Raw genomic sequence first — 18,784 nt, 5'->3', positions numbered from 1 at the left:
GGTATGTGACGTTCCGTTTCCCCGGCTACCGTGCGGGCGCCGCCGGGGAAGCGGACGCCGAAAGGTCGCGGGCCAGCGCGTCGAAGTCGACGTAGCCGGTGGCCTCCAGGACCCGGATGTGGTCCAGCACGGTCGTCTCGGCGTCGTCGGCGAGGTCGCGCACGAGCGCGTTGCGCGTGCCGGCGCGGACCTGGGCGACCAGGGTGAGCACCTTGCCGTGCGCCAGACGCAGAATGTTCGCGAACGCCCGGTCGAACGCGGTGCCTCGCGCCGCGCGCAACTGCCGCAGCCAGGCCTGCTGCTGCTCGTTCGGCTTGTCCGGCAGGGGCAGCCCGAGCCGGGCGGCGACGCCGCGCACCCGCTCGTCGAGGAAGGTGTGTCCCTCGACCAGATGCCGCCCCGCGGTGCGTACGGCGTCGGTGGTGCCCCGCTCTTGCGCGAGCCGGCCGGCGGGCAGCTCCCACAGGCCGGCCAGCCGGACCTTGAAGACGAAGTCCCGGTCGAGCGCGGACAGCACGCCGTACTGCGTCAGCATGTCCTCAGTGCCTGTGCCTGTGCCTGTGCCTGCGCCCGTGCTCAGGGTGTCCACGGTGGTGCCGGTGCCGTCGTCCGTGGGGCGGTCGGCGTAGGACCAGATCGGGATGATCAGCGCCAGGAGAGTGGCGGTGAGGCCGGCGATGATCAGACCGGTGCCACTGACAATGCCTCGGCCCTGGACGGGGGGTCGCGGTCGCATGGTGCTCTCCTGCTTACGGCACCGCACGGCCGGGGGCTTCTCCCGGGTGCGGGAAGAGGCATAGTACTGCGCCACGAAAAGCGGATGGTCGTACCGCGTCCCGCATCCCGCGTCCCCCAGCCCACCGGCCCGGCGTCACCGGCGCAGCAGTACCCGCCGGGTGGCGCGGGCCAGCCGGGCCGCCGGATGGTGGGCACGCGGCCGGGGCCCGGACCGGTCCCGCCACCACTCGTGCAGCTCGCGCCGCGCCCGGTCGTCCGCCACCGCGCCGGTGCGCAGCAGCGCCCCGGCGAACTCCAGCGCGTCCAGGCGGTACCCGCCGCTCATCGGGTGGTGCTGCGCGTAGGCCAGGAACGCCGGGCGGTAGGCGGCGCCCAGGATGCCAGGCAGCTCCGGGGCGACCTTGGCCACCACGTCTGCCCGCTTCCCGGCCAGCGCCCGCGCCTGCACGGTCAGCCGTGCCCGGTCGAAACCCTCCGGCACGGGCGTGCCCGCGACCAGCGCGGACAGCAGCGCGGTCTGCGCGACGGCGAGCCGCGCCCGCGTGGCGTCGGCGATGGACGGCAGGTCCGGCAGTTGCGCCGGCTGCGGCTGGTGCCCGGCGGGGGAGACCTCCGCCGCGGTCGCCGACGCCCGGCCCCGCTCCACCGCCCCGCGTATCGAGGCGAGCTCCCGCTCCAGCTCGGACGGTTCGGGGAAGTTGTCGTCCCGTTCCAGCAGGACGCCCGGCGGACTGGTGCGGGCGGCCAGGTCGGTGAGGATGTCGAGGACCGGTCCCGGCACCGGGTGAGCGTGGCTGTCGTGCCATACGCCGTCCCGCTCGACGCCGCCCGCGACATGGACGTAGGCCAGGGCCTCCACGGGCAGGTCGGCCAGCGCCTTGGCCGGGTCCTCGCCCCGGTTGACGTGGTTGGTGTGCAGGTTCGCCACGTCGATCAGCAGCCGCACGCCGGTGCGGTCGGCCAGCTCGTACAGGAACTGCCCCTCCGTCAGCTCCTCGCCGGGCCAGCCGATCAGCGCGGCGATGTTCTCCACGGCGAGCGGGACCGGCAGGGCGTCCTGGGCGATGCGCACGTTCTCGCACAGCACGTCCAGGGCGTCCCGGGTGCGCGGCACCGGCAGCAGGTGACCGGCCTCCAGCCGGGGCGAGGCGGTCAGCTCGCCGCCCGCCCGCACGAACGCGATGTGCTCGGTGACCAGCGGCGATCCCAGTGCCTCGGCCCGTTCGGCGAGCGCGGTGAGCCGGTGGGGGTCGGGGCGGTCGGCGCCGCCGAGGCCCAGCGAGACGCCGTGCGGCACCACGGTGACGCCGCGCTCGCGCAACCGGCGCAGCGAGTCAGGCAGGTGACCGGGGCAGACGTTCTCCGCCACGGCCTCCACCCAGTCGATGCCCGGCATGCGCTCGACGGCCTCGGCGATCTCGGGCCGCCAGCCGATGCCCGTGCCCAGTCGCTCCATGGGTCCCCCTCCTCGTCGCTCACCGCGGGCGGACGATGTGACGGGGGTATGGCCCCGGCGACGGGCGGCGAACCGCGCGGGGCCGGGGTTCAGAGCAACATTTGAGCTTCGAAGCGGATGATCAGGTCACCGCCGGGTGTCGATTCACCGTCGGGTGATCAGCTCACAGCCGGGTGAGTCAGCGCAGCGCCGGATGGTCCGCGACCACCGTGCAACTGCCGGGCGCGATCTCGGTGAACCCCGCGTCGCGCACCAACGGCAGGCCGGCGCGGGTCAGTTCACGCCAGCGCGCGGGGTCCGCGGTGCGCACGGCCAGTGGGAAACCGGCGTCCCGCCAGGCGGCCCGCTCCTCGTCCGACAGCTCCCACCAGGCCAGCTGGGCGCCGTGCCCGGCCTGCGCCATCGCCTTGCCGGCCGACATCTCCACGTCGGGGCTCATCCACAGCACCGGTCCGGACAGGTCCGGCTCGGCGGGTGGCTCCGGGTCGTCCAGCTCGGTGCCGGACACCTGCAACTTGGCCAGATCCTTGGGCCAGCCGTCCAGCGGCACCGGCGGGAACACCCGCACCTCGGCCGACTTCCCGGTGACCGTGATGCCGGGCAGCGACTCCGCGCGCCGCCACTCCGCGCCGCGCGCCCGGCGCACCACCTTGCGGATGCGCGCGTCCTGCCAGTCCCGCATCACCTGCGCCCACTCGCCGTCCCCGAGCGAACGCTCGTCGCTCAGCATCACCAGCACCGCGCGGGCCGCCGTCTCGAGGGCGTCGGTACGGGCGGGCGGCGCGGCCTTCTCCAGCCGCACGACCATCGGCAGCACGTACTGCGGGGCGAGGTCGCGGTCACCGGGTTCGGAGCGGTAGGGGCTGTCCTGCAGGGGCGTGGGTTCACTGTTCACGCCGTCCAGTCTGCCAAGCAGCTCCGGCGCGCCCGCCCGCGCGTCTCACCCCGAGCAGGCGGTGCGCTGCGCCTCCTGCCACTCGCAGACAGGGCACAGCGTGACGCCCTTGTACGACTCCGGATACTCGGTGGGCTCGCGGCACAGCACGCACTCCGCGTACGGCGGGCCGTCGGCCTTCGGCGGGCGGGTCGCGTCGATCAGGCAGTAGTCCACGGGTGAGTCGTCGTCGCTCATGTCTTCCAGCGTACGAGGGCGTGCGGGGTGTCAGGGCCGGCCGCTCGCCTCGCCGATCAGCTCGGACACCCTGACGAAGGTGTAACCGCGTTTGCGCAGCTCCGGCACCACGGTCCGCACCACGCGCTCGGTGGTCGGGGCGGCGCTGCGGGTGCAGTGCATGACGACCACGGACCCCGGTTTCACTCCGTCCAGCACCTGACGGGCGACCGCGTCCGCGTCCGTCGCGAACGCGTCGCCGCTGACCACGTCCCACTGCACGGCCGTCACGCCGGTGCCGCTCAGCGCCTTCAGCGCGTCGCGGTCGTAGCAGCCGCCGGGGAAGCGGAAGTACGGCCGCGCGTCCTTCACCCCGGCCGCGCGGAAGGCGGTGTAGGCGCGCTCGACGTCCTCGCGCATCCGGCCGGGGTCGACCGTGGGCAGGCCGTAGCAGTCGCCGGTGAAGGCATAGTGGCTGTAGGAGTGGTTGGCGATCTCGAACAGCGGGTCCTTGTCGATGGCCCGTGCCTGCGCCGGGTACTGCTGCGCCCACCGGCCCGTCATGAACACCGTCGCCGGGACCTTCAGGGTGCGCAGTGCCCTGATCAGCCCCGGGTTGTCGAAGTGCTCGCCCGCTGCCGCGCGCGGTCCCTGGTCGGCGGTCATGTCGGCGTCGAAGGTCAGTGCGACGACCTTGCCGTGCCCGGTGCGCGGGCCGTTCTTGAAGACGGGCGTCAGCCCGGCCGGGCCGGGGGCGAGCGTCGGCGGCCGGGACACCGCCACCGACGGCGACGCCGCGCTCGGCGCCGGCCGGGCGGTCTGCGGTGCCGTGTGCGGCGCGGGGGTCCGTGCGGTTCCGCAGGCGGCGAGGGCGGCGCAAAGGGCGCACAGCGCGGTGAGACGGCGAAGGGGAACGATCACAGTATGAAGATATGACCGATCCGGTGCCGATCCCGCCGACCGCCCACCGACGCGACGGCACGTCACCCACCCGGCGCCACCAGCACGACCCGGGGCGGGCCGACCGACCTGATGGCAGGGGAACCACGCGGGCCAAGTCGGCCCACCTCAAGGGGCGCGGGGAACTGCGCGCCCAGCCACGACGGACCCGCAGCCGCCGACGCTCAGAACCACCCGCCTCCTCAGGCGCCGGACGAACTCACCGCTTGTGCCGTTTCAGCGGCCGCAGCGCCGGCCCCTGAAGGATCTCGCCGTCGATGCCGAAGCGCGACCCGTGGCAGGGGCAGTCCCAGGAACGCTCGGCGGCGTTGAAGTTCACCAGACAGCCCAGGTGGGTGCAGCGGGCGGACAGGGCATGCAGCTCGCCGTCCTCGTCGCGGTAGGCCGCGACCCGGTCTCCGCCGGCCCGGACCACCGCGCCCTCGCCGGGCGCGACGTCCTCCAGGGACTTCGCCGGACGCAGCCGGTCGACGACGAAGTGCCGGGCCACCTTGGCCTGCGTCTTCAGGAACGTCGGCGCCTCACGCACCGCCGTGCCCAGCCGGCGCGGGTCGTACAGCTCGCTCCACGCGCACTTCTCGCCCCGGATCAGCGCTGTGAGCAGCCGCCCGGCCATCATCCCGCCGCTCAGCCCCCAGCCGCCGAAGCCGGTCGCCACATAGGTGTGCCGGGCGCCGGGGTGCAGCAGGCCGACCATCGGCACGGTGTCCGTGGGGTCGTTGTCCTGCGTGGCCCAGCGATGGGTGAGGTACACGCCGGGGAAGTGCGTGGACGCCCAGTCCGTCAGCTCCTCGAAGAGCGCCGGAGTGTCGCCGGTGCCGGGCGTGAAGTGCTGCCCGGTGACCACCAGGAACCGCTGTCCGTCGCCGTAGGGCGCGGTCCGCACCGACCTCGTGTTCTCGTCCGGCGTGATGTACATGCCGTCCGGGTCGCGGTCGGCGGGGATCGTCCCGGCCACGACCAGCTCGCGGCGCGGGGAGAGCCGCGTGAACAGCAGAGCCCGGTCGAACACCGGGTAGTGCGTGGCGACGACCACGTCCCGCGCGGTCACCGTGACCCCCGCGTCGGTCGTCAGCCGGCACGGCTGGCCCTCGGTCAGCCCGGTCACGCGCGTGTACTCGTGGATGCGCCCGCCGCGCGCCTCCAGGTCCTCGGCCAAGGCCAGCAAGTACTTGCGCGGATGGAACTGCGCCTGCCCGGTCACCTTCACCGCGCCCGCGACCGGGAACGGCAGCCTGGTCTCCGTCACGAACGACGCCGGCAGCCCCGCCTCCTTCGCCGCCCGCGCCTCCGCGCGCACCTCCTCGAGGCGGTCGCCGTCGCTCACGTAGGTGTAGGCGCTGCGCTCCTCCCAGTCGCAGTCGATGCCCAGTTCGGCCACGATCCCGGCGGCCCGCTCGATCGCCTCGGACTGCGAGCGGGCGTACAGCCGCGCGGCCTCGCCACCGCGGGTGCGCCGCAGCTTGTCGTAGATCAGGGTGTGCAGGGCGGTGACCTTGGCGGTGGTGTGGCCGGTCACCCCGGCCGCGACCCGGTCGGCCTCCAGTACGGCCACGGAGAGCCCGGCGCGGGTCAGCTCCCACGCCGTGCTCAGCCCGGCCATCCCGGCGCCGATCACGGCAACGTCGACCGTCAGGTCCTCCGTCAGGGTGGGCCGAGGACTGCCGCCGGGCTCCGTCTGCAGCCAGTACGAGCCGCTGACCTGCTCTTTCCGCGTCATGCCGGAGCGGGTACCCCGTCCCGGCATGATCACGGCTGCGGACCGTCCCGCTATCGGCGCCAGGGGCCGGCCACCGCGAACGTCGTGCCCGGCGTGTAGCAGTTGACGTACATCGTGTCGCCGTCGGGGGAGAAGGTGACCCCGGCGAACTCGCCCCACTCCGGTGCCTCGGGTGTTCCGATGTTCTGCCGGCCGCGGGCCATCGGATACACCTCGCCCCCGCGGGTCACCCCGAAGACGTGCTGCGCGCCGTTGCCGTCCTCGCACACCATCAGCCCGCCGCTGGGCGCCAGGCAGATGTTGTCCGGGGACTCGCCGGGCAGTTGCACATCGGTGCCGGGGCCGAAGACGATCACCAGCGTCAGGCGGTGCCGCTTCGGGTCGTAGCGCCAGATCTGGCCGTAGTGGTCGGCGCCCGAGCCGTCCGCGCTGCGGGCGAAGGACGACACGAAGTAGACGCACGAGCCGCCCCAGTAACAGCCCTCCAGCTTCTGCGCGTGCGTGATGCCCCCGGGGCCGTAGTCCTGCAGCCGGGTCGGGGCGGTCACGGCCAGCGGGTCGGGTACGTCCACCCACTCCACGCCGTCGAAGTGCGCGCCGGTCTCCTGGATCGTGGACAGATCCGGTACGCCGGGCACGCGCATCGCCTGGAGCCGGCCGCCCGCGCGCAGCGAACCGACGCCGCCCAGCGGCTTGTCCGGCAGGAAGCGGTAGAAGAGGCCGAACGGCCTGAGGAAGGCGTCCTCCGTCTCGTAGACGACGCCGCTGCCCGGGTCGATCGCGATCGCCTCGTGCTGGAAGCGGCCCATCGCGGTCAGCGGGACGGCGCCGGTGCGGTGCGGGTCGCTCGGGTGGACCTCGAAGATGAAGCCGTGGTCCTTGGCGTAGCCGTTGGTGCCGGCCTTGTCCTCGGTCTCCTCGCAGGTCAGCCAGGTGCCCCAGGGGGTGCGCCCACCGGCGCAGTTCACGGCCGTGCCGGCGATGGCGACACGCTCGGACAGGACCCGATTGCGGGAGTCCAGTGTCAGGGCCGTACAGCCGCCCTTGGCCGCCGGGTCGTAGGTGAGGCCGTCGATCGTGGGTACCGGGACGGCCGCGGTGACGCGGTTCTCGTGGTTGCGCACGAGGTGGGTACGGCCCCCTCGGCCGGCGAACGCGGCCATGCCGTCATGGTGGGAGGGGACCGGGCCCTCACCGGAGCGCAGCGGGTCGCCCTCACGGGAGAGCACGGTGTAGCGGAAACCTTTCGGCAGGTCGAGCAGTCCGTTCGGGTCGGGGACGAGCGGGCCGTAGCCGGCGTGGCCCAGGGTCTGCGCGGCGGCGGTGCCCGCGAAGAGCTCGGACAAGGCCCCGGTGAAGGCGATGCCCGCTCCCAGGCCACTCGCACGGGCCAGAACCTGACGTCGAGTTGCAGACATGCGGCAGCAACCTTCCTGCTGGCGGACAGGAAATGCACAGGAACTACTGACCCCGCTGTGTCTATCATCTGCCGCCGTGCGCGGGAACCACGCGTGTAGCACGTGTCACCGCGCGTATCACCGCCGCGTCACGGCTCGATGACGTGCCCGTTCGGCACCTGCTCGTCGGCGAGGCCCTTCGGCACCTGCTCGTCGGTGAGGCCCTTGGGGGCCTGTTCGCCGGCCAGGCCCTTCGGGGCCTGATCGTTGACGTGGCTCTTCGGCGTCTGCTCGGTCCGCTCGGCGCCCCTCTCCAGGAAGCGCAGCAGCTCCACCGGGATGGGCAGCACCAGCGTGGAGTTCTTCTCCGCCGCCACCGCCATCACCGTCTGCAGCAGCCGGAGCTGGAGCGCGGAGGGGGTGTCCTCCATGGCCTGGGCGGCCTGGGCCAGCTTCTTCGAGGCCTGGAGCTCGGCGTCGGCGTTGATGATCCGCGCCCGCCGCTCACGGTCGGCCTCGGCCTGGCGGGCCATGGACCGCTTCATCGTGTCGGGCAGCGAGACGTCCTTGATCTCGACGCGGTCGATCTGCACGCCCCAGCCGACGGCCGGGCTGTCGATCATCAGCTCCAGGCCCTGGTTCAGCTTCTCGCGGTCGGAGAGCAGGTCGTCCAGCTCGCTCTTGCCGATGATCGACCGCAGCGAGGTCTGTGCCATCTGGGAGACCGCGAACCGGTAGTCCTCCACGTTGATGACCGCCGCGGTGGGGTCCACGACCTTGAAGTACACGACGGCGTCCACCCGCACCGTGACGTTGTCCCGGGTGATGCCCTCCTGACCCGGCACCGGCATGGTCACGATCTGCATGTTGACCTTCCGCATCCGGTCGACCCCGGGGAGGATCAGGGTCAGTCCCGGGGGTCGCACGCCACCGCGCAGCCTGCCGAGCCGGAGGACCACTCCGCGCTCGTACTGTTTGACGACGCGGGCCGCCGCGGTCAGGTACACCACGCCCACCACTCCGGCCCCCACGATCGCTCCCAGCAGCTCCTGGAGCATGACGACCTCCTCACCGAGAGGTCCGTTTGTCTGCTCCTGTAACGATATGCCCGGCCTCCGGTCCCGGGCCACGCCCGGAGCAGGAGGCCGGACACCGGCATGTGCTACGCCGCCGTCGTCACCCTCACCAGCTTCACCGGTTCCGTGCCGACCGCGCTGTGCCGCTCGGCCCACGACTGCAGCGCCGTACGGCAGGCGTGGTCCAGGTGGTGCAGCCCGGACAGGTCCAGCTCGACGGGCCGGTCCTGCGGAAGAGCCTCCAGGCTGTCGAGGATCTTCGGCAGCCGCAGGAACGTCGCGTTGCCCGACAGATGCGCCTGGACGGGGCCGGCGCCCTTGTCGACGACCTCCAGCCGGATGTGCGAGGCCTCCCAGGCGGTCTTGACCACGGACAGGGCCAGGCCGATCAGCACGCCCTCGAACATGTTCACCGCGACGATCGCCACGGCCGTGACCACGAGGATCAGCGCCTCACCCCGGTGGTCGCGCCACAGGTCGGCGATCTGGCGGAACGGGATCAGCTTCCAGCCCGCGTGGACGAGGATGCCGGCCAGCGCGGGAATCGGTATCAGCGCCAGCGTGGCGGGCAGCGCGGCGGCGAACAGCAGCAGCCACACGCCGTGCAGTACCCGCGACGCCTTCGTCTTCGCGCCCGCCTGGACGTTGGCGGAGCTGCGCACGATCACGGCCGTCATCGGCAGCGCGCCCAGCAGACCGCACACCGTGTTGCCTGCGCCCTGGGCGATCATCTCCTTGTCGTACTGAGTGCGCGGACCGTCGTGCAGCCGGTCCACCGCCGCCGCGCTGAACAGGCTCTCGGCCGAGGCGATCAGTGTGAACGCGACGACGGTGCCCCAGATGGCCGGCTGCGCCAGATCGCCGAAGGCATCGGCACCCGGCAGCTGGACGACCCCGAGCAGACCCTCGACCTGCACCGTGGCGACCGGCAGATCGAGAGCGAGGGCGGCGACCGTCGCCAGGACGACCGCGGCGAGCGCGCCCGGCACGGCCCGCACCGCCTTCGGCAGCCTCTTCCACACCACGATGACGGCGATGGTGCCGGCGCCGATCGCGAGCGAGGCGAGGGCCTCCGTGCTGCCGATCGCGTCGGCGAACGCCCCGGGCACGCCCGCAATCTTGTCGATGCCGGTCTTCGGGGCCGTGAGCCCCGCGGCCGCGTAGATCTGCCCGGCGATGATCACCAGGCCGATGCCGCAGAGCATGCCCTCGACGACCGAGACGGATATCGCCCGGAACCAGCGGCCGATCCCGCAAAAGCCCATGGCGAGCTGCAACAGACCGGAGATCAGCACGATCACCCCGAGGGTGCCCACACCGAACTCGCTGACGGCCTCGAAGACGATCACCGTCAGACCGGCGGCCGGCCCCGACACCTGAAGGCTGCTGCCGGGCAGGAGCCCGGTGACCAGACCGCCCACGATGCCGGTGACGAGGCCGAGTTCGGCCGGGACGCCCGACGCGACCGCCACGCCCACGCACAGGGGCACCGCGACCAGGAAGACGACTATGGAGGCGAGGAAGTCCTGCCGCAGATGAGGAAACGCGCGCATGCCAAACCTCACAGTGCCTCGAAGGAGTCGGTGGCCACGCGGTGTTCGCGCACCGCACCGGTGTGCACCTCGTAGTACCAGCCGTGCAGGTTCAGCCGACCGTCCGTCAGCCGCCGCTCCACGCACGGGTAGGAGCGCAGCCGCAGCAGCTGGGCGAGCACGTGGTGCTGCACGGCCTCGGCCACGGTCGGGTCCTGCGGGTCGGCTGCCCGGGGGTCCTCGGCGGCGTGCGCGAGCCAGTCCCGCACGGCCGGTACGGCGTCGAGGTCGTCGCCGCGCACCAGGGCGCCGACGGCGCCGCAGTGCGAGTGGCCGCAGACGACGACGTCCTGTACGCCGAGGACGTTCACGGCGTACTCGATGGTGGCCGCCTCGGAGGTGGGCCGGTCCGGTGTGTAGGGCGGGACGATGTTGCCCGCGGTGCGCAGCTCGAAGAGCTGACCGGGGCGGGCGCCCGTGATCAGGGCCGGGACGACCCGGGAATCGGAGCAGGTGATGAACAGGACCTGCGGCGACTGGCCCTGGGCCAGCGGGGCGAACTCCTCAGGGCGCTGGCCGAAGGCACGGGCGTGGTCGATGAGGGGTTGCATGTGTGGTGACTCCTCCTGGCGCGCCGTGGGGGGCGCGTCGGGCTTCAAGGACAGAGGTGGGGTGCACTGCCTCCGCTCGGCGCGAAGGTGCGGGGTACTGCCCTGTTCTCAGCAGCGGAAGACCTGGAGTGCGGCCGGGGAGGGGGCCGGTGCGGGTCTGGGGGAGTGCGGTGGGGCTCTGCGGGTGGTGAAGGGGCGCGGGGCGGCCGGGTCCGGGGCCGACAGCGGGCGTTCGGGTGCCTGGGGCGCCGAATCGGCCGTGCGCCGCCGGTCGCGGGGGCGCAGCGGGTCGGCCGGGCCGGGGAGGTGTCCGCAGTCCCGGGAGGCGACGGTCTCCTCGCGCAGGGCCGTGACGGGGAGCGCGGAACCGGGGCGGGCCGTGGCCTGTGCATGACGCGGTGTGTGCGCTTGTGCGAAGGTCTCTGTGCAGGCGAGGAAGGGGAGGGCGAGCAGGACCGCGGTGAGCACCGCGAGGACGGCCCGGCCCGTCGTACCTCGGAACATGTCCCTCCCCCCGCCCGGCTAACGCGTCATGCACTGACCAATGTTTGGTCAATGAACGGTCAAGAGACACGGTAGCGGTGTCAGCGCGTTTGCAAGGTTAACTACGTGTTACGAGCTGAAGAGAGCCTGAAAAGCGAGGGTGGTTTGGCGCGAAGCGGCGCCTGCCCCCGGGCGGCGGGCGCTCCCGATCTGGCGTCATGGGCGTGCCGCGCGGCACGAAGCGACTGCTGAGCCGGTACGACGAAGAGGCTGCTGAGCCGGTACGTCGTCGGCTGCGGACGAGCGGCGGCCCTCCGGCTCGCCCTGCCGCCGCTTCCCCCTGCGCTGACCTGGCATCGCCCGGTAGCACGGCCCGGCCGCGGGCACGGCGAGGCGCGCGGGCACGGCAGGGCCGATGGAGCCGACGGCGGCTAGGCGCTAACCCTTCTCGACGAGGCCCTTGGCGTCGCGGGCCAGGGCCGTGAGGCGGGAGATGGCCCGGAAGTACTTCTTGCGGTAGCCGCCGTTCAGCATCTCCTCGCTGAACAGCTGGTCGAACGGCAGCCCCGAGGCGAGGACGGGCACCTCGCGGTCGTAGAGCCGGTCGGCGAGGACGACGAGCCGCAGCGCGGTGGACTGGTCGGGCACCGGGCGCACGTCCGTCAGGCACACCGCCTCGAGTCCGTCGGTCAGCGCGCCGTAGCGGCTGGGGTGCACCTTGGCCAAGTGGTCCAGCAGCTGCGGGAAGGCGTCCAGCGAGGCGCCGGCGGTGGCCCGCGCGGTCCGCTCGACCTGCTCGTCGGTGAACGGCGCGGGGGCCTCGGGCAGACCGCGGTGGCGGTAGTCCTCGCCGTCGATGCGCAGGGCGCGGAAGTGGGCGGACAGCCCCTGGATCTCGCGCAGGAAGTCGGCGGCCGCGAACCGGCCCTCGCCGAGCTTGCCGGGCAGTGTGTTGGAGGTGGCGGCGAGCGCGACACCCGCGTCGACCAGCTTGCCGAGCAGCGTGGAGACGAGGACGGTGTCGCCCGGGTCGTCCAGCTCGAACTCGTCGATGCACAGCAGACGGTGGCCGGAGAGGGTCTGCACGGTCTGCTGGAAGCCGAGGGCGCCCACCAGGTTGGTCAGCTCCACGAAGGTGCCGAACGCCTTCTTCGACGGCTCGGCCGGGGTGGCGTGCCACAGGGAGGCGAGCAGGTGGGTCTTGCCGACGCCGTACCCGCCGTCGAGGTAGACGCCGCGGGGGCCCGCCGTGGCCTTCGCCGCCTTGGCCTTCGCCTTGCCGAAGCCGAAGAGGCCGCGCTTGGCGCCCCCGGCACCCGCCCCGTCGAGTCCGGCAGCGAAGCGCTCGAGGACCTGGACGGCCTCGGTCTGGCTGGGCTGGTTCGGGTCCGGGATGTACGTGCTGAAGCGGACCGAGTCGAACCGCGGCGGCGGCACCATCTCGGCCACCAGCCGGTCCGCGGGGACACGCGGCTCACGGGCGCACAGGGACAGCGGGGTCGCGTCGGCTATCGGGGCGAGGCCGGAGGCGGAGGTGGAGGACGACACGGTTCCCCAGCTTAGGGCGTGCCAGACTGCACACCATGCGACGCCTGTTCCCTGTGACCGAAGAAACAGCAGTCCAGACCCTGCGGGAGGCTTCCGAGGAGGGGGTGGTCGCCGGGGCTGCGGGGGTGCCGGGGGCAGCCGGTGGTGAGGCGACTCCCGGGACCGCGAGGGCGGCCGCGGCGATCGCGGGCGGGGCGGTCGTGGAGGGCGGGACCCCGGACGACTCGGACGCGGCCGCCGCCGGCTCCGGCGGTGAGCCCCGCGGCGGCCCCGTGACCGCCGGCGCTGCGCGGGACGCGACCGGCGGAGGTTCCGCGGATCCCGTGCCCGGTGAGGGCCCCGTCGGGCTGCCCACGTTCGCCGGCGGGGCCGACGGACGTGAGTGGAGCCTTGCCGAGCTGGCCGCCGCGTACGCCTACCCCGAGCCGCCCGCCGGGCAGCGGCAGCCGTGGCTGCGGGCCAACATGGTCTCCAGCCTCGACGGCGCCGCCCAGCACGAGGGCCGCTCCCAGCCCATCTCCAACGCCACCGACATGCGCATCTTCGGCACGCTGCGGGCCCTGGCCGACGTGGTGGTCGTCGGGGCGGAAACGGTACGCAAGGAGGGCTACCGCCCGGCACGCGTGCGTGCGGAGTTCGCGTCGATGCGTGAGGCCGCCGGACAGGACCCGGTGCCCGCGGTCGCCGTCGTCACCGCGAGCCTGGACCTCGACTTCTCGCTGCCGCTGTTCACCTCGCCCGTGGTGCCGACGATCGTGCTCACCGGCGCCGCGTCCTCCCCGGAGCGCCGGGCGGCGGCCGAGAAGGCGGGCGCGAAGGTCGTCATCGCCGGTGACGGCGTCGGCGTGGACCCGGTCCGCGTCGTGCAGGCCCTCGCCGAGCTGGGGCACACCCGCCTGCTGACGGAGGGCGGCCCACGGCTGCTCGGGCAGATGGTGGCCGCCGAGGTGCTCGACGAGCTGTGCCTGACCATCTCCCCGATGCTCACCGCCGGGGACGCCCAGCGGATCGCGGGAGGGCCGTCCGTCACCGTCCCGCACCGCTTCGCACTGGTGTCCCTACTGGAGGAGGACGGCTTCCTCTACAGCCGTTATCGCAGGTCGCAGCCCTGAGTGCGGCCCCGGGAACCCGTCCGTCGGCCCCCCGGCGGGCGGGCGGCCGCCCGGAGCGCCGACATCGACGGAATATGCCGTTCCGATTTACTTGTGACGGGCACACTAAATCCGGCAGAACCCGTGCGATCACGGGGCAGGATGGTTTCCGCAGGGCCTGGCACGGCCCACGGAGGACAGGGGGCACGGGGCCCCCGCAGCAGAAGGGGCGCCTGGTGTTCACAAGCGTTTTGATGATCGAGAAGGCCCTGACGTCCGCCGACGTGGAGTTCGTCACCAGCTTGCACGGGGACGAGCCGGTCACCTTCCACGTCCTGCTTCAGCCCCGGGGTGACCAGGCCGACCGGCTCCTGAGAGCCATCGACGACATCGCGCTCGGCGAGATCGACGAGGCCGCCCGCGAGAGCGAGACACCCGAGGGCGACGAGGCCAGGAGCGTCGGCCGGCAGGCGCTGGATGTGTCCCTGACCGCCCTGCGCTCGGCCGGCAGCCCCGCCGAGGGCCGGCTCGTCGAGGACCACCCCCTGGACGCGCTCAGGGGGCTGGTGGACGAGATCGGGGCGGACGAGGTGATCGTGCTCACCGACCCGCACTATGTCGAGGAGTTCTTCCACCGCGACTGGGCCTCGCGGGCGCGGCACAAGGTGGGGGTGCCGGTGCTGAAGCTTTTCTCCCACAGCAAGGCGTAGCGCTCCGCGGGTGTGGCCGGTCCGCGCCGTTCGGGGCGCGGCGCCTGTCCGGGTGCGGACTCGTTGTGGCTGGTCGCGCAGTTCCCCGCGCCCCTTGCGTCGGACCGGGGCCCGCGCTGCAAGGAGCCCGGCGCCTGAGCACATAGGCTAGGCACGCTCCAGTCCGCACTGTATCTGGGAGAAGAACGCATGGCACCCGGCCTTCCTACCGCCATGGACCGACCGCACTTCATCGGCATCGGCGGCGCCGGGATGTCGGGCATCGCCAAGATCCTCGCGCAGCGCGGCGCCAAGGTGGCCGGCAGCGACGCCAAGGAGTCCGCCACCGCCGAGGCGCTGCGCGCGCTGGGCGCGACCGTGCACATCGGTCACGCCGCCGAGCACCTCGCCGACGACGCGAGCTGCGTGGTCGTCTCCTCCGCCATCCGCAAGGACAACCCCGAGCTGGTGCGCGCCGCCGAGCGGGGCATCCCGGTCGTGCACCGCTCCGACGCGCTCGCCGCGCTGATGGAGGGCCTGCGCCCGATCGCCGTCGCCGGCACCCACGGCAAGACGACCACCACGTCCATGCTCGCGGTCTCCCTGACCGCGCTGGGCCTGAACCCGTCGTACGCCATCGGCGGCGATCTCGACGCGCCCGGCTCCAACGCGCTGCACGGCGACGGCGAGATCTTCGTCGCCGAGGCCGACGAAAGCGACCGCAGCTTCCACAAGTACGCCCCCGAGGTCGCGATCGTCCTCAACGTCGAGCTGGACCACCACGCCAACTACGCCTCGATGGATGAGATCTACGCGTCCTTCGAGACCTTCGCCGGGAAGATCGTGCCCGGTGGCACGCTGGTGATCTCCGCCGACCACGCGGGCGCGCGCGAGCTGACCCGGCGCGTCGAGGACGTGCGCGTGGTGACCTACGGCGAGGCCGAGGACGCCGACGTGCGTGTGCTGTCGATCGTGCCGCAGGGCCTCAAGAGCCAGGTCACGGTCGTCCTCGACGGTCAGGAGCTGACCTTCGAGGTATCCGTCCCCGGCCGTCACTACGCCCTCAACGCGGTCGCCGCGCTCACCGCGGGCGCCGCCCTCGGCATCCCGGCCGCCGAGCTGGCCCCGGCGCTCGCCGCGTACACGGGCGTCAAGCGGCGCCTTCAGCTCAAGGGCGAGGCGGCCGGCGTCCAGGTGATCGACTCCTACGCCCACCACCCCACCGAGATGACCGCCGACCTGGAGGCCATGCGGGGCGCCGCCGGCCAGGCGCGCATCCTCGTCGTCTTCCAGCCCCACCTGTTCTCCCGCACCCAGGAGCTGGGCAAGGAGATGGGCCAGTCGCTGTCCCTCGCCGACGCCTCCGTCGTCCTCGACATCTACCCGGCCCGCGAGGACCCGATCCCCGGCATCACGAGCGAGCTGATCATCGAGGCCGCGCGCGCCGCGGGCGCCGACGTCACGGCCGTCCACGACAAGGCGGAGGTGCCGGACGTGGTCGCGGGAATGGCGCGGGCCGGTGATCTCGTTCTCACCATGGGGGCGGGCGACGTCACGGACCTCGGCCCGCGCATCCTGGACCGTCTCGCGCACAAGTGAAGGGGTTGGCCGACATGTCGTACGACGTCGAGAAGCCGGACGAGCAGTGGCGCGCGGAGCTGACCCCGGCCGAGTACGCGGTGCTGCGCCAGGCCGCCACGGAGCCCGCGTTCGTCGGTGAGTACACGGACACCAAGACCAAGGGTGTGTACTCCTGCCGGGCCTGCGGGGCCGAACTGTTCACCTCGCAGACCAAGTTCGAGTCCCACTGCGGCTGGCCGTCCTTCTTCGACCCGAAGGACACCGACGCGGTGGAGCTGGTGCAGGACAGCTCCCACGGCATGGTCCGCACCGAGGTGCGCTGCGCCCGCTGCGGCTCCCACCTCGGGCACGTCTTCGAGGGGGAGGGCTACCCCACCCCGACCGACCAGCGCTACTGCATCAACAGCATCGCGCTGCGCCTGGAACCCGAAGAGGGCTGAGCGCGTGACCGGGCCGATCTAGACTGACTGGGGAGGCCCGGCCCACGGCCGGCGCAGGACCGGCAGGGTCCGGAGCGGGAAGGCGGTGGACCTGCATGCCGTACGTCGCCGTCAGTGCGCTGAGCCATCCCGGGCTGGTGCGCGAACACAACGAGGACAGTCTCGTCGCCGGACCGTGGACCCTGTGCGCCACGGTGACGGAGAGCCCGCAGACCCTGGTCTTTCCGCTGCGGTCGCCCGTCGTGGTCGCCGTCGCCGACGGGCTCGGCGGTCATCCCGGAGGTGAGGTGGCCAGTGCGCTCGTGGCCCGCCTGCTCGCACGGGCCGGGCCGGTACTGGGGGACGAGGAGGCGGTACGGGAGGCGCTGAGCGACTGCAACCGCGCCGTGTACCAGGCCGCCGAGGGCGGCGACCTCACCGCCATGGGCACGACCGTGGCCGGTCTCGTCCTGCTGCACGACTCGGTGCTCGTCTTCAACGTCGGCGACAGCCGGGTCTTCGCGGCATCCTCCGACGGACTGCGCCAGGTCAGCGTCGACGACAGCCCGCCCCTCGAACCCGGGCAGCGCACCACGTCCCTGGTCACCCAGTGCCTGGGCGGCTCCGCCGCCCACCGCGACGTCCGGCCGCATGTCACCACCGTGCCCCTGCGGCCCGGCGACCGCTACCTCGTGTGCACCGACGGGCTGACCGACCCGGTGACCGAGGACGTGCTGGAGGCGGTGATGCGCGAGAACGACGACGGCCGGGCTGCCTTCGAGCTGTGGCACGCGGCCATCCAGGCGGGCGGACCGGACAACATCACGCTGGCGGTCGTGCGGGTGGGCGGGGACGGAAGTCCCTGACCGGTTGCTGTCGCGCCTTCGGTGCGCCCGGGGGGGTGGTCAGCTGAGTTCCCGCAGCGCCTCGCCCAGCCGCGCCACCCCCTCGGTGATCACTCCCGTAGGTGTCGCCGCGTAGCCGAGGACCAGGCCCGGGTGGCCCGGGCGTTGCCGGTGCCAGGAGAGGGGGTGGCACTTGACGCCGTGGGTGAGTGCCGCCGCGGCCAGGGCGGTGTCCGGGACGTCCGCCGCGTAGGTGACCGTCAGGTGCAGGCCGGCTGCGGCGCCGTGTACGACCGCGCCCGGCAGATGGGCTGCCAGGGCGCCGATCATCGCGTCTCGGCGCCGGCGGTGGCGGCCGCGCAGCAGCCGGAGGTGGCGTTCGAGGTCGCCGGAGTCCATCAGCCGGGCCAGCGTGAGCTGGGGGAGCACCGCGTTGCCCAGGTCGGTGAAGCGCTTCGCGGTGGTGAGGGCGGCGTGGTAGGCGGGCGGGGGGATCAGCCAGCCGATCCGCAGGGCGGGCGCGAGCAGCTTCGACACGCTGCCCATGTAGCAGACGCGGTCGGCCAGCAGTTCGCGCAGCGCCGGTACCGGCGGCCGGTCGTAGCGGTGCTCGGCGTCGTAGTCGTCCTCCAGGATCAGCCCGCCGTCCTGCGCCCAGCGCAGCAGCTCACGGCGGCGCTCGCCGCTGGTGACGACTCCGGTGGGGAACTGATGGGCCGGGGTGAGCAGTACCGCGCGGGCGCCCGAGGCGCGCAGGGCGTCGACGCGTATGCCGGCCTCGTCCACCGGTACCGGTGGGGTGGCCAGCCCGCCGTTGCGCAGATGCTGGCGGGAGCCGAGCGAGCCGGGGTCCTCCAGCGCGACCGCGTCGATGCCGTCCGCGCGCAGGACCGCGTGCAGCAGGGTGAGCGCCTGTGCGGTGCCGGCCACGATCAGTACGTCGTCGGGGGCCACCCGCACACCCCTGTTGCGCGCGAGCCAGTCGGCCACGGCCCGGCGCAGCGGGAGCGCGCCGCGCGGGTCGCCGTAGCCGAGACTGTCCGCCGACAGCCCGGTGAGGACGGCCCGTTCGGCGCGCAGATACGCGGCGCGCGGGAACGCCGCCAGGTCGGGCCGGCCGGGGGTGAAGTCGAACGGGGCCGGGGCCGCGCGCAACGCGTCGAAGACGTCCGGGCCCGGTTCGCCGGTGAACGGAGCGATTTCCGGGCCGGCCTTCCCGGGAGCTTCGCCGCGTACCGGCTCCTGCGGGACCGCGACCACGACCGTGCCTCCGCGCCGCCGTCCCTCCAGGTGGCCGTCCTCGGCCAGCCGTCGGTACGCCTCCGCCACCACGCCCCGTGAGACGCGCAGTTCGGCGGCGAGCACCCGGGTGGGGGGCAGCCTGCTGCCCACCGTGAGCCGGCCGTCGGCAATGGCCCGGCGCAGGCGCTCGGCCAGCCACCGCGCCTTGCCCCCGGCCGGTGCCGCACCGATGTCCAGCTGCAGGAAGTCGGAGCCGCCGGACGCTGCGTTCATCGGGCTCATGCT

General features: G+C 73.0%; 18 protein-coding genes. 5 read left to right on the top strand and 13 right to left on the bottom strand.

All coding sequences use genetic code 11. The annotated features are described in order from the left end of the window. Positions 1-25 precede the first annotated feature (25 nt). From ACF1GV_RS31770 to zapE, 12 genes are all read right to left on the bottom strand, one after another. Positions 26-736, bottom strand: coding sequence for a DUF4142 domain-containing protein (locus ACF1GV_RS31770; RefSeq protein WP_391687553.1), 711 nt, complete (start codon positions 734-736; stop codon positions 26-28). A 135-nt stretch (positions 737-871) separates the two neighbouring features. Then, positions 872-2,194, bottom strand: coding sequence for a DUF692 domain-containing protein (locus ACF1GV_RS31765; protein WP_391687550.1), 1,323 nt, complete (start codon positions 2,192-2,194; stop codon positions 872-874). Between the two features lie 178 nt (positions 2,195-2,372). Further along, positions 2,373-3,089, bottom strand: coding sequence for an aminoacyl-tRNA hydrolase (locus ACF1GV_RS31760; protein ID WP_391687547.1), 717 nt, complete (start codon positions 3,087-3,089; stop codon positions 2,373-2,375). Between the two features lie 45 nt (positions 3,090-3,134). Beyond that, a complete protein-coding gene (locus ACF1GV_RS31755) occupies positions 3,135-3,326 on the bottom strand; it encodes a hypothetical protein (RefSeq protein WP_391687544.1) in 192 nt (63 codons plus the stop codon). Between the two features lie 30 nt (positions 3,327-3,356). After that, on the bottom strand, positions 3,357-4,226 hold the full coding sequence (locus ACF1GV_RS31750) for a polysaccharide deacetylase family protein (RefSeq protein WP_391687541.1): 870 nt from the start codon (positions 4,224-4,226) through the stop codon (positions 3,357-3,359). 238 nt (positions 4,227-4,464) lie between these two features. Continuing rightward, positions 4,465-5,985: an FAD-dependent oxidoreductase gene (locus ACF1GV_RS31745; protein ID WP_391687538.1), complete on the bottom strand. Its 1,521-nt coding sequence runs from the start codon at positions 5,983-5,985 to the stop codon at positions 4,465-4,467. A 50-nt stretch (positions 5,986-6,035) separates the two neighbouring features. Beyond that, positions 6,036-7,403: a PhoX family protein gene (locus tag ACF1GV_RS31740; RefSeq protein ID WP_391687535.1), complete on the bottom strand. Its 1,368-nt coding sequence runs from the start codon at positions 7,401-7,403 to the stop codon at positions 6,036-6,038. Between the two features lie 128 nt (positions 7,404-7,531). Beyond that, on the bottom strand, positions 7,532-8,440 hold the full coding sequence (locus tag ACF1GV_RS31735; protein ID WP_391687532.1) for a slipin family protein: 909 nt from the start codon (positions 8,438-8,440) through the stop codon (positions 7,532-7,534). A 104-nt stretch (positions 8,441-8,544) separates the two neighbouring features. Further along, the gene (locus tag ACF1GV_RS31730) at positions 8,545-10,011 is read right to left on the bottom strand and encodes a SulP family inorganic anion transporter (protein ID WP_391687529.1); all 1,467 of its coding nucleotides are present in this window, start codon (positions 10,009-10,011) and stop codon (positions 8,545-8,547) included. Positions 10,012-10,019: 8 nt separating this feature from the next. Next, positions 10,020-10,601, bottom strand: coding sequence for a carbonic anhydrase (locus ACF1GV_RS31725; RefSeq protein WP_391687527.1), 582 nt, complete (start codon positions 10,599-10,601; stop codon positions 10,020-10,022). Positions 10,602-10,709: 108 nt separating this feature from the next. Next, positions 10,710-11,105, bottom strand: a complete 396-nt coding sequence (locus ACF1GV_RS31720; protein ID WP_391687524.1) for a hypothetical protein — start codon at positions 11,103-11,105, stop codon at positions 10,710-10,712. Positions 11,106-11,522: 417 nt separating this feature from the next. Further along, positions 11,523-12,632, bottom strand: a complete 1,110-nt coding sequence (gene zapE, locus ACF1GV_RS31715) for a cell division protein ZapE (RefSeq protein WP_391687521.1) — start codon at positions 12,630-12,632, stop codon at positions 11,523-11,525. 323 nt (positions 12,633-12,955) lie between these two features. Between zapE and ACF1GV_RS31710 the strand changes: the two genes are divergently transcribed. From ACF1GV_RS31710 to ACF1GV_RS31690, 5 genes are all read left to right on the top strand, one after another. Further along, on the top strand, positions 12,956-13,744 hold the full coding sequence (locus tag ACF1GV_RS31710; protein WP_391688015.1) for a pyrimidine reductase family protein: 789 nt from the start codon (positions 12,956-12,958) through the stop codon (positions 13,742-13,744). A 215-nt stretch (positions 13,745-13,959) separates the two neighbouring features. Then, positions 13,960-14,433, top strand: a complete 474-nt coding sequence (locus ACF1GV_RS31705) for an indole-3-glycerol phosphate synthase (protein WP_391687518.1) — start codon at positions 13,960-13,962, stop codon at positions 14,431-14,433. Positions 14,434-14,622: 189 nt separating this feature from the next. Continuing rightward, on the top strand, positions 14,623-16,011 hold the full coding sequence (gene murC / locus ACF1GV_RS31700; RefSeq protein WP_391687515.1) for a UDP-N-acetylmuramate--L-alanine ligase: 1,389 nt from the start codon (positions 14,623-14,625) through the stop codon (positions 16,009-16,011). Between the two features lie 14 nt (positions 16,012-16,025). Continuing rightward, positions 16,026-16,433: a peptide-methionine (R)-S-oxide reductase MsrB gene (gene msrB, locus ACF1GV_RS31695; protein ID WP_363262200.1), complete on the top strand. Its 408-nt coding sequence runs from the start codon at positions 16,026-16,028 to the stop codon at positions 16,431-16,433. Positions 16,434-16,528: 95 nt separating this feature from the next. Then, positions 16,529-17,278, top strand: a complete 750-nt coding sequence (locus tag ACF1GV_RS31690) for a PP2C family protein-serine/threonine phosphatase (RefSeq protein WP_391687512.1) — start codon at positions 16,529-16,531, stop codon at positions 17,276-17,278. Between the two features lie 39 nt (positions 17,279-17,317). Here ACF1GV_RS31690 and ACF1GV_RS31685 read toward each other — a convergent pair whose 3' ends face one another. Next, the gene (locus tag ACF1GV_RS31685; RefSeq protein ID WP_391687509.1) at positions 17,318-18,772 is read right to left on the bottom strand and encodes a PLP-dependent aminotransferase family protein; all 1,455 of its coding nucleotides are present in this window, start codon (positions 18,770-18,772) and stop codon (positions 17,318-17,320) included. Between the last annotated feature and the right edge of the window lie 12 nt (positions 18,773-18,784).

It is taken from the genome of Streptomyces sp. NPDC014006 (genome assembly GCF_043088925.1).
Lineage (GTDB): Bacteria > Actinomycetota > Actinomycetes > Streptomycetales > Streptomycetaceae > Streptomyces.
Note: the sequence above shows the minus strand (reverse complement) of the source record. Positions and strands in the feature narration are given on the sequence as shown.